This window comes from Agromyces luteolus (assembly GCF_009729855.1).
Lineage (GTDB): Bacteria > Actinomycetota > Actinomycetes > Actinomycetales > Microbacteriaceae > Agromyces > Agromyces luteolus.
On record NZ_WODA01000022.1, the window covers coordinates 84,465 to 97,450 of the forward strand.

12 protein-coding genes are annotated in these 12,986 nt (G+C 73.8%); 6 read left to right on the top strand and 6 right to left on the bottom strand.

What is annotated here, in order from left to right; translation table 11 throughout:
- Positions 1–38: 38 nt before the first annotated feature.
- Positions 39–3,530, bottom strand: a complete 3,492-nt coding sequence (gene rpoB, locus GLX25_RS11075) for a DNA-directed RNA polymerase subunit beta (protein WP_155842521.1) — start codon at positions 3,528–3,530, stop codon at positions 39–41.
- A 297-nt stretch (positions 3,531–3,827) separates the two neighbouring features.
- Between rpoB and GLX25_RS11080 the strand changes: the two genes are divergently transcribed.
- Both GLX25_RS11080 and GLX25_RS11085 read left to right on the top strand, forming a co-directional pair.
- Positions 3,828–4,583 carry a spermidine synthase gene (locus tag GLX25_RS11080; protein ID WP_155842522.1) on the top strand — a complete coding sequence of 252 codons (756 nt, stop codon included), beginning with the start codon at positions 3,828–3,830 and terminating at the stop codon, positions 4,581–4,583.
- A 24-nt stretch (positions 4,584–4,607) separates the two neighbouring features.
- On the top strand, positions 4,608–5,462 hold the full coding sequence (locus tag GLX25_RS11085; RefSeq protein WP_166548735.1) for a spermidine synthase: 855 nt from the start codon (positions 4,608–4,610) through the stop codon (positions 5,460–5,462).
- Between the two features lie 27 nt (positions 5,463–5,489).
- Here GLX25_RS11085 and GLX25_RS11090 read toward each other — a convergent pair whose 3' ends face one another.
- From GLX25_RS11090 to GLX25_RS11100, 3 genes are read right to left on the bottom strand one after another with little or no spacing between them, the layout of a single operon-like run.
- Positions 5,490–6,350, bottom strand: a complete 861-nt coding sequence (locus GLX25_RS11090; RefSeq protein WP_155842523.1) for a 5-oxoprolinase subunit C family protein — start codon at positions 6,348–6,350, stop codon at positions 5,490–5,492.
- Entirely contained in the window at positions 6,347–7,021 is a 675-nt protein-coding gene (locus GLX25_RS11095) for a 5-oxoprolinase subunit B family protein (RefSeq protein WP_155842524.1), read from the bottom strand. The genes GLX25_RS11090 and GLX25_RS11095 overlap by 4 nt, the downstream gene beginning before the upstream one ends.
- Positions 7,018–7,779, bottom strand: coding sequence for a LamB/YcsF family protein (locus GLX25_RS11100; protein ID WP_155842525.1), 762 nt, complete (start codon positions 7,777–7,779; stop codon positions 7,018–7,020). Before GLX25_RS11100 ends, GLX25_RS11095 begins: the two co-directional genes overlap by 4 nt.
- 73 nt (positions 7,780–7,852) lie before the next feature.
- Here GLX25_RS11100 and GLX25_RS11105 point away from each other — a divergent pair, with 73 nt between their 5' ends.
- The 3 genes from GLX25_RS11105 (at position 7,853) to GLX25_RS11115 (ending at position 10,226) form a co-directional block, all read left to right on the top strand.
- A complete protein-coding gene (locus GLX25_RS11105; RefSeq protein ID WP_155842526.1) occupies positions 7,853–9,022 on the top strand; it encodes a PQQ-dependent sugar dehydrogenase in 1,170 nt (389 codons plus the stop codon).
- A gap of 68 nt (positions 9,023–9,090) precedes the next feature.
- Positions 9,091–9,588, top strand: a complete 498-nt coding sequence (locus GLX25_RS11110; RefSeq protein ID WP_155842527.1) for a SprT-like domain-containing protein — start codon at positions 9,091–9,093, stop codon at positions 9,586–9,588.
- A gap of 17 nt (positions 9,589–9,605) precedes the next feature.
- Positions 9,606–10,226: a CGNR zinc finger domain-containing protein gene (locus tag GLX25_RS11115; protein WP_271192417.1), complete on the top strand. Its 621-nt coding sequence runs from the start codon at positions 9,606–9,608 to the stop codon at positions 10,224–10,226.
- On the opposite strand, the gene GLX25_RS19375 is transcribed toward GLX25_RS11115, so the two are convergent.
- Positions 10,213–10,815, bottom strand: coding sequence for a 2-phosphosulfolactate phosphatase (locus GLX25_RS19375; RefSeq protein ID WP_166548736.1), 603 nt, complete (start codon positions 10,813–10,815; stop codon positions 10,213–10,215). The two genes, GLX25_RS11115 and GLX25_RS19375, sit on opposite strands and share 14 nt — an antisense overlap.
- A 51-nt stretch (positions 10,816–10,866) precedes the next feature.
- On the opposite strand from GLX25_RS19375, the gene GLX25_RS11125 reads away from it, so the two are divergent.
- Complete coding sequence (locus GLX25_RS11125) at positions 10,867–11,631, top strand: SDR family NAD(P)-dependent oxidoreductase (protein ID WP_155842528.1); 765 nt, start codon at positions 10,867–10,869, stop codon at positions 11,629–11,631.
- A 17-nt stretch (positions 11,632–11,648) separates the two neighbouring features.
- Here GLX25_RS11125 and GLX25_RS11130 read toward each other — a convergent pair whose 3' ends face one another.
- The gene (locus GLX25_RS11130; RefSeq protein WP_155842529.1) at positions 11,649–12,914 is read right to left on the bottom strand and encodes a hypothetical protein; all 1,266 of its coding nucleotides are present in this window, start codon (positions 12,912–12,914) and stop codon (positions 11,649–11,651) included.
- Positions 12,915–12,986: the final 72 nt, after the last annotated feature.

Below are 12,986 nucleotides of genomic sequence, written 5' to 3' on the forward strand. Positions count from 1 at the left end.
TCCTAGATTCCTGAAGTCGTTCTCGTGTGCCTGGCGGATCAGATCTCGTCGATGTTCGACGACTCGAAGCGCGCGGAGATGTTGATGCCGAGCTCCTCCGCTGCGCGGAAGGCCTCGTCATCGGTGTCGCGGAGGCTCACCGCGGTGCCGTCGGCCGAGAGGACCTCGACGTTCAGGCACAGCGACTGCATCTCCTTCATGAGCACCTTGAAGGACTCGGGGATGCCGGGCTCCTGGATGTTCTCGCCCTTGACGATGGCCTCGTACACCTTGACGCGGCCGAGGATGTCGTCGGACTTGATCGTGAGGAGCTCCTGCAGCGCGTACGCGGCGCCGTAGGCCTCGAGGGCCCACACCTCCATCTCGCCGAAGCGCTGGCCGCCGAACTGCGCCTTCCCACCGAGCGGCTGCTGGGTGATCATCGAGTACGGACCGGTCGAACGCGCGTGGATCTTGTCGTCGACGAGGTGGTGGAGCTTCAGGATGTACATGTAGCCCACGGACACCGGGTACGGGAAGGGCTCGCCCGAACGGCCGTCGAACAGCTGCGTCTTGCCGCTGGAGTCGATGAGCCGCTCGCCGTCGCGGTTCGGGAGCGTCGAGTCGAGCAGACCCGCGATCTCCTCCTCGAGCGCGCCGTCGAACACGGGCGTGGCCACCTTGGTGCCGGGCGCGGCCTCGCGGGCGACCTCGGGCAGGCGCTTGGCCCACTCGGGGTTGCCCTCGACCTTCCAGCCCTGCTTGGCGACCCAGCCGAGGTGGGTCTCGAGCACCTGGCCGAAGTTCATTCGACCGGGGATGCCGAGCGGGTTCAGGATGACGTCGACGGGAGTGCCGTCGGCGAGGAACGGCATGTCCTCGACCGGCAGGATCTTCGAGATGACGCCCTTGTTGCCGTGGCGGCCGGCGAGCTTGTCGCCCTCGGTGATCTTGCGCTTCTGGGCGATGTAGACGACCACGCGCTGGTTGACGCCCGAGCCGAGCTCGTCGTCGCCGTCCTGCGCGTCGAACACCTTGACGCCGATGATCGTGCCCTGCTCGCCGTGGGGGACCTTCAGCGACGTGTCGCGGACCTCGCGGCTCTTCTCGTTGAAGATCGCGCGGAGCAGGCGCTCCTCGGCCGAGAGCTCGGTCTCGCCCTTGGGCGTGACCTTGCCGACGAGGATGTCGCCGGGGCGGACCTCGGCGCCGATGCGGATGATGCCGCGCTCGTCGAGGTCGGCCAGCAGGTCGGGGCTCACGTTCGGGAGGTCGCGGGTGATCTCCTCCTTGCCGAGCTTGGTGTCGCGGGCGTCGACCTCGTACTCCTCGATGTGGATCGAGGAGAGGACGTCGTCCTTCACCAGGTTCTGGCTGAGGATGATCGCGTCCTCGAAGTTGTGGCCCTCCCACGGCATGAACGCGACGAGGAGGTTCTTGCCGAGCGCGAGCTCGCCGTCGTCGGTCGCGGGACCGTCGGCGATGACCTCGCCGACCTCGACGCGGTCGCCCGCGGAGACGACGACGCGGTTGTTGTACGACGTGCCCTGGTTCGAGCGGTCGAACTTGCGCAGGTAGTAGGTCTGCGTGCCGCCCTCGTCGAGCTGCAGCGTGACGGCGTCGGCCGAGACCTCGGCGACGACGCCCGCTCGGTCTGCGGTGATCACGTCGCCGGCGTCGATCGCGGCGTAGCCCTCCATGCCCGTGCCGACGAACGGCGAGTCGCTGCGCAGCAGCGGCACGGCCTGGCGCTGCATGTTCGCACCCATGAGGGCGCGGTTCGCGTCGTCGTGCTCGAGGAACGGGATGAGCGACGTGCCGACCGACACCATCTGGCGCGGCGAGACGTCCATGTAGCCGATCTCCTCGGCCGGGAACAGGTCGACCTCGCCGCCCTTGCGACGCGCGAGGACGCGCTCCTCGACGAAGTGGCCCTTGCCGTCGAGCGGCGCGTTGGCCTGGGCGACGATGTAGTCGTCCTCCTCCATCGCGGTGAGGTAGTCGATCCGGTCGGTGACCTTCCCGCCCTCGACCTTGCGGTACGGCGTCTCGATGAAGCCGAACGAGTTGATGCGCGCGAACGAGGCGAGCGAGCCGATGAGGCCGATGTTCGGGCCTTCCGGGGTCTCGATCGGGCACATGCGGCCGTAGTGCGAGGGGTGCACGTCGCGGACCTCGACGCCCGCGCGGTCGCGCGAGAGGCCGCCGGGGCCGAGCGCCGAGAGACGGCGCTTGTGCGTGAGGCCGGCCAGCGGGTTGTTCTGGTCCATGAACTGCGAGAGCTGCGACGTTCCGAAGAACTCCTTGATCGCGGCCACGACGGGGCGGACGTTGATCAGGGTCTGCGGCGTGATCGCCTCGATGTCCTGCGTGGTCATGCGCTCGCGGACGACGCGCTCCATGCGCGAGAGTCCCGTGCGGACCTGGTTCTGGATCAGCTCGCCGACCGCGCGGATGCGGCGGTTGCCGAAGTTGTCGATGTCGTCGACGTCGAGGCGGATGTCGACCGCCTTGCCGCCGCGGCGACCCGGGAGGGTCGGGCGGTCCTCGTGCAGGGCGACGAGGTACTTGATCGTGGCGACGATGTCCTGGACCGTCAGCACCGAGTCGGTGAGCGGCGCCTCGAGGCCGAGCTTGTTGTTGATCTTGTACCGGCCGACCTTGGCGAGGTCGTAGCGCTTCGGGTTGAAGTAGAAGTTGTCGAGGAGCGCACGCGCGGCCTCGGCGGCCACCTGCTCGCCCGGACGGAGCTTGCGGTAGATGTCCTTGAGCGCCTCCTCCTTGGTGAGGATGTTGTCCTTCTCGAGGGTGAGCGCGATCGACTCGTAGCCGGCGAACTCCTCGAGGATCTCCTCGGAGGTGAGGCCGAGGGCCTTCAGGAAGACGGTGACCGACTGCTTGCGCTTGCGGTCGATGCGGACGCCGACCTGGTCGCGCTTGTCGACCTCGAACTCGAGCCAGGCGCCGCGGCTCGGGATGACGCGCGCCGAGTAGATGTCCTTGTCGGAGGTCTTGTCGGGCGTGCGCTCGAAGTAGACGCCGGGCGAGCGGACGAGCTGCGAGACGACGACGCGCTCGGTGCCGTTGATGACGAACGTGCCCTTCGGGGTCATGAGCGGGAAGTCGCCCATGAAGACCGTCTGGGTCTTGATCTCACCGGTGAGGTGGTTCATGAACTCCGCGTTGACGTACAGCGGAGCGGAGTAGGTCTTGCCCTTCTCCTTGCACTCGTCGATGGTGTACTTCGGCGGCTCGAGCTCGGGGTTGGAGAACGAGAGCTGCATGGTCTCGCCGAGGTCCTCGATGGGCGAGATCTCCTCGAAGATCTCCTCGAGGCCGGTGGCCTCGGGAAGGTCCTGACGGCCGGACTCGATGGCCTCCTCGACGCGGGCCCGCCACGCCTCGTTGCCGACGAGCCAGTCGAAGCTCTCGGTCTGGAGGGCGAGCAGATCGGGTACGGTGAGGGTGTCGGTGACCTTCGCGAACGAGAGGCGGCTTGCACCGCGTCCGTTCTTGGGGGTGGGCGTGGATGCGTTGCGCGCAGCAGCCAAGGAAATGACCTCCATGGCCCCGTCGGGGGCCGGTTCACTGTCGGTGGTGGTGGAGTTGACCCCTCAGACGTGGTGCGGATGCCGGGAGACCCGACACGCAGAAGCCGACCGCAATATGAAGGCATAGTGGGTCTGGGAGCGCAAAGGTCAAGCATAGACCGGATGGCGCGCCATGTCCAGTCGGATTCTTGCAATGCGTGCGCATCTCCGGTATAACCCCGCGCGAACCGCGCCGTGGTGCCGATCGGACGGTCCGACGACTGGCCCGCGCGTCGCTCCGAGTGCGACGATGCCCGCATGGCCCCCCGCATCGAGTTCGAGCGCGACGTGTTCTCGTCGCGTGGCTGGACGCTGCTCGTCGACGGCGCCGCGCAGTCGCATGTCGACGCCGAACAGCCGACGCGGCTGTTCTTCGAGTACGTGCGCCGCATCGGCAACGTGATCGACGCCGTCGCCGACCCCGGCGCGCCGATCGCGGTGCTCCACCTCGGCGGCGGTGCGATGAGCCTCGCACGGTACGTCGCGGCGACCCGCCCCGACTCGACCCAGGTCGTGGTCGACGCCGACGCCCGCCTCGTGTCGCTCGTCACCGAGCGCCTGCCGCTCCCCGAGGGCGAGCGCATCTCGATCATGGTCGCCGACGCGCGCGACGCGCTCGCGCGCCTCGACCCTGAGCTGCGCTTCGACCTCGTGATCGTCGACCTCTACGCACGTGTCGAGGCGCCCGCGTTCGTCGACGATCCGTCCTTCCTCGGAGCGTGCCTCGACCGGCTCGCCCGGGTCGGGGCCGTCGTCGTGAACGTGGCGGATGCCGCCGGCGGCCCGCGCCTGGCCGCCCAGGCCCGGGGCATCGCGCGCGCCGACCCCGCCGCCGAGCTCCTGGTCGCCGGCCCGCCGGCCGTCCTCGCGGGCGCCGAGGAGGGCAACGCCGTGATCGTCGCCGGTCCCGCGATCCCGGCGCGGGTCGTCGAGCGCCTCCGCGAGGCCGGCCCGTTCCCCGTCGAGGTGCTGCAGGGAGCGCGCCTGGACGCCGTGCTGTGGGGCGCGTGCTGATGCGGCGCGGGTAGCGTGGCATCCGTGCCGGAACTCGAACGTCGCCTCGCCGTGAGCGGTCACCTCGCCCGCCTCGAGCAGTCGCGTACGCGACCCGGGTCGTGGACCCTCACGGTCGACGGCACGCCGCAGTCGCACGTCGACCTCGAGCAGCCCGACTGGCTCGGGTTCGAGTACGTGCGCCGCATCGGCCACGCCGTCGACCTCGTGCGCGAGGCGGGCCGGCCGATCACGGCGCTGCACCTCGGGGGCGGCGCGTTCACGCTCCCCCGGTACGTGATCGCGACGAGGCCGGGGTCGCGCCAGCAGGTGATCGAGCTGGAGTCCGACCTCGTCGAGCTCGTGCGCGCGAACCTGCCGTTCCCGCGCGGCGCGCAGGTCCGGGTCCGGCACGGCGACGCCCGCGAGGTGCTCGCGAAGCTGCCGGCGGGGCTCGACGGCGCGGTCGACCTCGCCGTCGTCGACATCTTCTCGGGCGCCCGCACGCCCGCCCACGTCACGAGCGCCGAGTTCCACGGGCTCGTCTCGCCACGGCTGGCGCCGGGCGGCATCGTCGCGGTGAACGTCGCCGACGGCGCCGGGCTCGCGTTCGCCCGGTCGCAGGCGGCGACGCTCGCGCATGTCTACGCGAACGTCGCGATCGCCGCCGACACCGGCATGCTGAAGGGCCGCCGGTTCGGCAACGTCGTCATGTACGCGTCGCACGACCCGCTCCCGTTCGACGGCATGCCACGGCGGCTCGCGAGCGACCCGGCTCCGGCGAAGCTCGTCGAGGGCGACGAGCTGGTGCGCTTCATCGCGGGCGCGCCGATCGTGACGGATGCCACGGCCGTGCCGTCGCCGCCGCCGGCGCGGTCGGTGTTCCTGTCCCGGCCGTAGCCGCGCGGGCCGCCTGCGCCTCCCGGCTCAGGCGTGCCGGAACCGGACCTCCTGTCCGGGCCGCACCTGCGCGAGCAGGTCGAGCGATCCCGGATCGACGATCGCGACGACCGGGTACCCGCCGGTGACGGGCCGGTCGGCGAGGAGCACGGTCGGCACGCCCGCGCCGGTCACCTGGATCGCCCCGGCGACGGTCGGCTCGCTCACGAGCTCGCCCGGCACGCGACGCTCGAGCGTCGGGCCCTCGAGCCGCGCCCCGACGCGGTCGGCCGACGCGGAGACGCGCCAGCGCGACTCGTGCAACGCGGCGAGCGCGGCATCCGTCACCCAGTCGGCGCGCGGGCCGGGCAGCAGGGCGAGCGCGACCGGCCCGCCCGGGGGCGGGTAGGCGGCGTCGTCGTCGAGCAGGGGCACGGATGCCGCGGGCTCGCGGCCCACGGCGAGCACGCGCCCCGGCCCGACGGGCTCCGGTCCGATGCCGGCCAGCGTGTCGCGGCTCCGCGACCCGAGCACCATGGGCTCGTCGATCCCGCCGCGCACGGCGACGAGGTAGCGGAGCCCCCGTTCGGCCGAGCCGAGCTCGACTGCCTCGCCGGCCCGCACGCGCGCGGCACGGTACGGCCCGACCTCGCGGCCCGCGACGCGCACCGACCCCCAGGCTCCCGTCACGGCGAACCAGAGGTCGCGGTCTGGCGCCAACCGGAGCCCGCCGAGCACGACCTCGAGTCCGGCGACCCCGTCGGGGTTGCCGACGAGCCGGTTCGCGAGCGCGAGCGCGCCCCGGTCGAGCGCACCCGACGGCGCGACGCCGAGGTGCGCGCGCCCCGGGCGGCCGAGGTCCTGCACCAGCACGAGTCCGCCGGTGGCCTCGACGCGGAGCAGCGTCATGCGCGTGCCTCCCGGAAGCGGACGCCGCGGCCCGGCACGAGGAGGGCCGGCGGGTCGGCGAGCGGGTCCCAGAGCGCGACGCCGGTGCTCCCGATGAGGCGCCATCCGCCCGGGCTCTCGCGCGGGTAGGCGCCGGAGAACGCGCCGGCGACGCCCACCGCTCCGGGCGGCACGCGCGTGCGCGCCACGTCGAGGCGCGGCACGTCGAAGGGCCAGTCGTCGGCCACGAGGTAGCCGAACCCGGGCGCGAAGCCGATGAACGCGACGCGCCACCGCGCCGCGACGTGGCGGGCGACGAGGTGCTCCGGGCTCACGCCGAGGTGGTCGGCGAGTCCGGCGAGGTCCTCGCCGCGGTAGTCGACCTCGATGACGACGTCGTCGGTCGACGCCTCGCCGGTCGGGTCCGCACGGCCGTCGCGAGTCGCGCGCCCGTCGGCTGGCGGCCCGTCGCGGGCCGCCCGACGGACCCAGCCGGCGGCCGACTCGAGGGCGAGGACGTCCGGGTCGACCGCGACGAGGAGCGTCCGGGCCGCGGGGACCAGTTCGACCACGCCCTCGGGCGGGTCGGCGGCGAGCGCGTCGTGGAGCGCGAGCACCTCGTCGAGCCCGACGCACTCGACGAGGATCGCCGAACGGCCGGACGGCAGCAGTCGCGGCTCGCGGCCGGTCATGCGAACGGCCGCACGTCGTGGCCCGCGCCCGCGAGCGCGGCGCGGACGGCCCTCGCGATGCCGACCGATCCGGGCGTGTCGCCGTGCAGGCAGAGCGAATCGGGTGCGAGCTCGACGCGCGCCCCGTCGGCGGCCGCGATGCCGCCGGTCTCGACGAGTTCGAGCGCCCGGTCGGCCGCCCGGCCCGGGTCGCGGACGAGCGCGTCGGGGTGCTCCCGCGGGACGAGGCGCCCGTCGGCGAGGTAGCCGCGGTCGATGAAGGCCTCGCGGGCGAAGCGGATGCCGGCTCCCGCCGCCGCACGTTCGAGCTCGCTCTCGGGCGGTCCGAGCACCACCACGCCCGGGACGGCCGCGGCGAGCGCGTCGGCGACGGCCGCCGCGGCGGCCGCATCGGCGCCGAGGCGGTGGTAGAGCGCGCCGTGCGCCTTCACGTAGGCCACCGTCGCGCCGACCGTGCGGGCGACGCCGTCGAGCGCGCCCAGCTGGTAGACGACCTCGGCCGCGAGCTCGTCGACGGAGACGTCGAGCGCACGCCGGCCGAACCCGGCACGGTCGCGGTAGCCGGGGTGCGCGCCGAGCACGACCCCGTGCCGCACGGCGAGGCGTGCGCTGCGCAGCATCGTCAGCGGGTCGCCGGCGTGGAACCCGCACGCGACGTTCGCGCTCGAGACGACCTCGAACATCGCCTCGTCGTCGCCCATGCTCCAGGCGCCGTACGACTCGCCGAGGTCGGCGTTCAGGTCGATCGCGCGCTGCATGCTCCCATTCTCCCGCGACCTCCCGCAGACTGGGTCGGACGGATGACGACCCGTCGGGTCGGCGGAGGTGGACATGCGCAGTCGGGGCGGCCGATCGCGAGCACGTGCCGCGACCACCGGAACCGCGGCGCTCCTCGTCGCCGCGAGCGCGATGCTCGGCGGCTGCGCACCCGACGCGCGCTCCGGTCCGGTCGTGGTCGCACCGTCCGCGCCGACCTCGACGACGCCCGCCGTCTCGGCCCCGCCCGTGCTGCGTCCCGTCGGCGAGCCGGAGACCCTCGCGAGCGGCCTCGAGGCGCCCTGGTCGATCCTGCGCCTGCCGGACGGCGGCGTGCTCGTGAGCGAGCGCGATCGCGGACGGATCGTCGAGGTGCTCGCGGACGGCCGCCTCCGCGAGGTCGCGGTGCTCCCCGACGTGGTCGCGGGCGGCGAGGGCGGGCTGCTCGGGCTCGCGTTCCTCCCGGGCGACGGCGCGGACGCGGCATCCGTCTTCGCCTACTTCTCGACCGATGCCGACAACCGCATCGTGCGGATGCCGCTCACCGGCCAACCGGGCGAGTTGGGGCTCGGCGACCCGGAGACCGTGCTCGACGGCATCCCGCGCGGCGGCCGCCACAACGGCGGGCGGCTCGCCGTCGGCCCCGACGGGTTCCTGTACGCCACCACGGGCGACGCGGGCTCCCGCGAGCTGTCGCAGGACCCGGACTCGCTCGCCGGGAAGATCCTGCGCATGACGCCCGACGGCGACCCGGCACCGGGCAACCCCTCCGGCTCGCTCGTGTGGAGCCTCGGGCACCGCAATCCGCAGGGGATCGCATGGGATGCCGCCGGCGGCATGTGGGCGGCGGAGTTCGGCCAGAACACCTGGGACGAGCTCAATCGCATCGAACCCGGCGGGAACTACGGGTGGCCGGTCGTCGAGGGGCGCGCCGGCGACGACCGGTTCCGCGATCCGGCCGTGCAGTGGCCGACCTCCGAGGCGAGCCCGAGCGGCATCGCGATCGTCGGCGACACGATCGTCCTGGCCGCGCTCCGCGGCGAGCGGCTGTGGTTCGCGTCACCCGCGCTCACCTCCCCGACCGAGGTCGACGACGCGTTCGCGGGCGAGCTCGGGCGGCTGCGCGACGTGGTCCCCGGACCCGACGGCGAGCTGTGGGCGCTCACCGGCAACACCGACGGGCGGGGGTCCCCGCGCGACGGCGACGACCGGCTCCTGCGCATCCGCCTCGCGGACGCCGACTGACTCGGTCCCCCGTTCGGGGGACCCCGGAAACGGTTGCAGGCAGTACTCCCGGGGATATCCTCGATCGCATGGCGGATCTCGCGAGGGTTCGGATCTGGGCTGAGGCGCTCATCGCCCTGCACCTGGACCCCGCCGTGTGGAGCTTCGCGTACGACAACGCCAAGAAGCGCGCGGGCCTCTGCAACTACACCGCCAAGCGCATCTCCGTCTCGCGGTACCTCGCCGCGCGCTACGACGACGACGAGATCCACCAGATCCTGCTGCACGAGGTCGCCCACGCGATGGCCGGCCCGCGTGCGGGCCACGGACCCAGGTGGGCGACCATCGCCGCCGACATCGGCTACGTCGGGCGGCGCACGCACGACGGCGCGGTCGCCGACGAGCTCGCGCCGTGGGTCGGCCGATGCCCCGTCGGGCATGAGCACTTCCGCTACCGCGAGCCGAGCCGTCCGCTCAGTTGCGGGCTGTGCCGCCGGGGCTTCGACCGGCGCAACCTCATCGTGTGGAGCCGCCGCGAGATCACCGCGGCCATGCGGCGCGCGGCCGCGAGCGCGGCCGCCGACTGAACCGGTAGTTTGGTCCGGTGCCCGTCTCGACCGTCTCGATCCCCGTCGGCCAGTGGTTCACCGACGACAGCGGGCGGTGGTGGTTCGACTCCGGTTCGTTCGCGCTCGACTTCGCCTACACCGGGGGGATCCCCGTCGCCGTCGCCGTCGCCCCCGCACGGCTGAACTCCCCCGACGACCTCACCTCGTGGATGCGCGAGCGCTTCCCGATGCCCGTCGCGCCCGCGCGCTCGCGCGACCTGTTCGACGCGACGTCGCTGCGCGACGCGATCGCGCGGCTGGCCCTCGCCGCCGGCCGCGGCGAGTCGCTCGCCACCTCCGACATCGACGTGGTGAACCTGTACGCCGCGACGCCCGACATCCCGCCGACGCTCGACGGCGGTTCCCGGCAGGCCGGCCGGTCGGTGCAGACGGTCGGCCAGGCGCTCTCCACCATCGCGCGCGACGCGGTCGACTGCTTCGGCGAGGCGAACCACGGCCGCGTCCGCATCTGCGCCGGCGACTGCGGCATCGTCTACCTCGACACCTCGCGTGCCGCGAGCCGGCGCTGGTGCTCGATGCAGCGCTGCGGCAACCGCGCCAAGGTGCGCGCGCACCGCGCCCGCAAGGCGGGGAAGGTCGCGCTCAGCGCCGCCTGACGACCCGCGCGGCCGCCTCCGGATCACGGCTGGAGGCGCGCCGGATCGCGGCGGGGTCGATGCCCGCGGCGATCGCCTCGCGTCCGCCGACCGACGCTGTCGCGAGATGGGCGACCGCGCGCCGGAGCCCCGTGTACGAGGCGCACGCGACGGCCGCCTCGGGCGAGGTGTCGTCGATGCCGAGGTCGGCCAGCGCGTCGATGACGGCGCCAGCGGCGAGCACGTCGTCGGCGGCGAAGCCGCCGTCGGAGCGCCCGGCGGCGACGATCGCGAGGAAGGCGCGCCGGCCGAGGCGCTCCTGCTCGGCCAGCATCCACGCGGCGGCGGCCGCGGCGTCGGCGACGGATGCCGCGAGCACCGCGGCGGTCGTGCCGGCGAGGGCCTCGTCGGGCACGCCGGCGCCGGGCGACGAGCCGTCGTCGACCCCCTCGCCCGAGGCATCCGTCACCTGGTCGACCCAGACGAGCACGTCGGCGTCCGGCGCGATCCGGCGCACCCCCTCGGCACCCTGGTCGAACCGGACCTGGTACTTCGACTGGGCCGCAGGCGCGGCATCCGTGGCGGCGGAGTCGGTGGTCGTCGTGCTCACCGCGTCAGGCTACGCGACGGCGGCCGGGCCGCCCACTCGTAAGGTGGGTGCATGACCTCGGATGTCGACGCCCGTCCCGTCACGATCGTCACCGGCGGCGGCCGGGGCATCGGCCGCGCGATCGCCGAGCGGCTCGCGGCCGAGGGGCACGACCTGGTCCTGACCTATCGCGAGCGGCGCGACGAGGCCGAGGCGGTGGCCGACGGATGCCGCGGCGCCGGGGCGCGCGTCGAGCTCCTGCAGCTCGACCTCGCCGACCTCGACCGTGCGGCCGAGATCGTCCCCGAGGCCGTCCGCCTGTTCGGGCGCGTGACCGGGCTCGTGAACAACGCGGGCATCACGGGCCTGATCGGGCCGTTCCTCGACGCGTCGATCGAGGAGTCCGAGTCGGTGTTCCGGATCAACGTGCTCGCCCCCATGGTGCTGTGCCGGGCGGCGATCGCGCACATGTCCACCGATCGAGGCGGCGAGGGCGGGTCGATCGTGAACATCTCGTCCGGCGCGGCCACGCACGGGGCACCCCACACGTACATCCCGTACGCCGCGAGCAAGGCCGCGCTCAACACCATGTCCATGGGGCTGGCGAAGGAGTTCGGGTCGGCCGGCGTGCGCGTGAACACGGTCTCGCCGGGCACGACCCGCACCGGGATCCACGCCGCGGCGGGCCGCCCGAACGCGCCCGACGAACGCGCGGGCAACATCCCCATGCGCCGCCCGGGCGAGCCGCACGAGATCGCCGGCGCCGTCGCGTACCTGCTCTCCGACGACGCGTCGTACACGTCGGGCGCCGACATCCTGATCGCCGGCGGCAAGTAGGCGGTCGCGCCGCGGGCTCAGCGGTGCAGCGCCGCGTAGTGCGCGAGCGCCTCGGCGTCGCTCGCCCTCGACGCCGCGCGCCGGGCCGCGTCGAGCGCGGCGACCGGGTCGGACTCGCGCCGGGCGATGCCGAGCTGGCGTTCCGCCTCGGCGAGCCGCGTGCGCGCGTCGGCCCCGGCGAACGCGCGAGCCCGCTCGAGCGCCTCGCCCGCGACGCGGATCTGGCTCTCGGCGATCGCGATGGCACCCGGAAGCGCGCCGCGGGCGCCGTCGAGCCGGTCCTGGGCGCGGCGGGCCGTCGCGCGCGCGGCCTCGAGCCGGTCGCGGGCCGCCCGCAGCCGGTCCCGCTCCGCGAACGGATCGTCGGCACGATGCTCCCGGCCGACGAGCAGCGGCGAGAGCTCGCCGATCGCGACCGCGAGGGCCGCGCCCGAGTCGGGGTCCGCGGCGAGGTCGCGCTCCCGGCGCGCGGCGAGGAGCTCGGCGTCGAGGTCGGCCGCCTCGCGACCGGCGTCCTCCGCGGCGCGGGCCAGGTCGAGCTCGACGTGCTCCACCCGTTCGAGCTCGCCCTCGGTCCGCTGGAGGGCGTGCGCGGCACGGTCGAGGAGGCCCGCGACCGGCGCCCCCGGCGTCTCGGCGATCCGTCGGGCGGCCTCGTCGAGCGCGGCGCCGGCGGCGGCCAGGTCGTGCTCCGCCCGCGCGAGCGATCCGTGCGCCCCGGCGAGCGCCGACGCCGAGAACCGGCTGCCGAGGCGTTCGAGGGCGGATGCCGCATCCGCGCGCCTGGCGACGAGCCGCTGCTCGCGGTCGCGCAGCGCCGGGGTGTCGTCGACCGCGCCGCGCTCGGCCGCCCGCCGCGTCGAGAGCTCCGTCTCGGCGTCGGCGAGCGCGCGCTCGACGGAGTCGCAGAGCGAGGCGATGCGCGAACTCCAGCTGCGGCGCTCCGCCGCCGTGGCCGGGCCGGCGTCGTCGAGGCGCTGCTGCAGCAGGAACGCCTCGCGCAGCCATCCGCGCGCGCGGTCGACCGTCTCGCCGAGCGTCCGCGCCGTCTCGGGACCGAACTGGGCCTCGGCGAAGCGGATCTCCTGCATCGCGTCGCGCACGGCCTCGTCGGCGCCGACGAGGCGCGTCTTGGCGGACGTCTCGAGTTCGCGCGCCGCGTCGGCATCGCGCGCCTCGCGCCGACGGCCGAGCCGGCGGAAGCCGATCACGCCCGCGGCGAACGCGAACGCCGCGGCGCCGAACACGACGAGGGAGGGCAGCCAATCGGCAGCGTCGGCCATGACCCGGAGCCTAGCCTGATCGGCCGGGACCGGACCGGGCGTCGGCCGTGCGACGCCGGTGAATCCGGCGCG

Coding starts and splice junctions, on each gene's coding strand:
- GLX25_RS11080 (WP_155842522.1), top strand. CDS start 3,828: ATGGCCCCCCGCATCGAGTTCGAGCGCGACGTGTTCTCGTCGCGTGGC.
- GLX25_RS11090 (WP_155842523.1), bottom strand. CDS start 6,350: ATGACGCTGCTCCGCGTCGAGGCCACCGGCGGACTCGTGCTGGTGCAG.
- GLX25_RS11095 (WP_155842524.1), bottom strand. CDS start 7,021: ATGACCGGCCGCGAGCCGCGACTGCTGCCGTCCGGCCGTTCGGCGATC.
- GLX25_RS11100 (WP_155842525.1), bottom strand. CDS start 7,779: ATGCAGCGCGCGATCGACCTGAACGCCGACCTCGGCGAGTCGTACGGC.
- GLX25_RS11105 (WP_155842526.1), top strand. CDS start 7,853: ATGCGCAGTCGGGGCGGCCGATCGCGAGCACGTGCCGCGACCACCGGA.
- GLX25_RS11110 (WP_155842527.1), top strand. CDS start 9,091: ATGGCGGATCTCGCGAGGGTTCGGATCTGGGCTGAGGCGCTCATCGCC.
- GLX25_RS11125 (WP_155842528.1), top strand. CDS start 10,867: ATGACCTCGGATGTCGACGCCCGTCCCGTCACGATCGTCACCGGCGGC.
- GLX25_RS11130 (WP_155842529.1), bottom strand. CDS start 12,914: ATGGCCGACGCTGCCGATTGGCTGCCCTCCCTCGTCGTGTTCGGCGCC.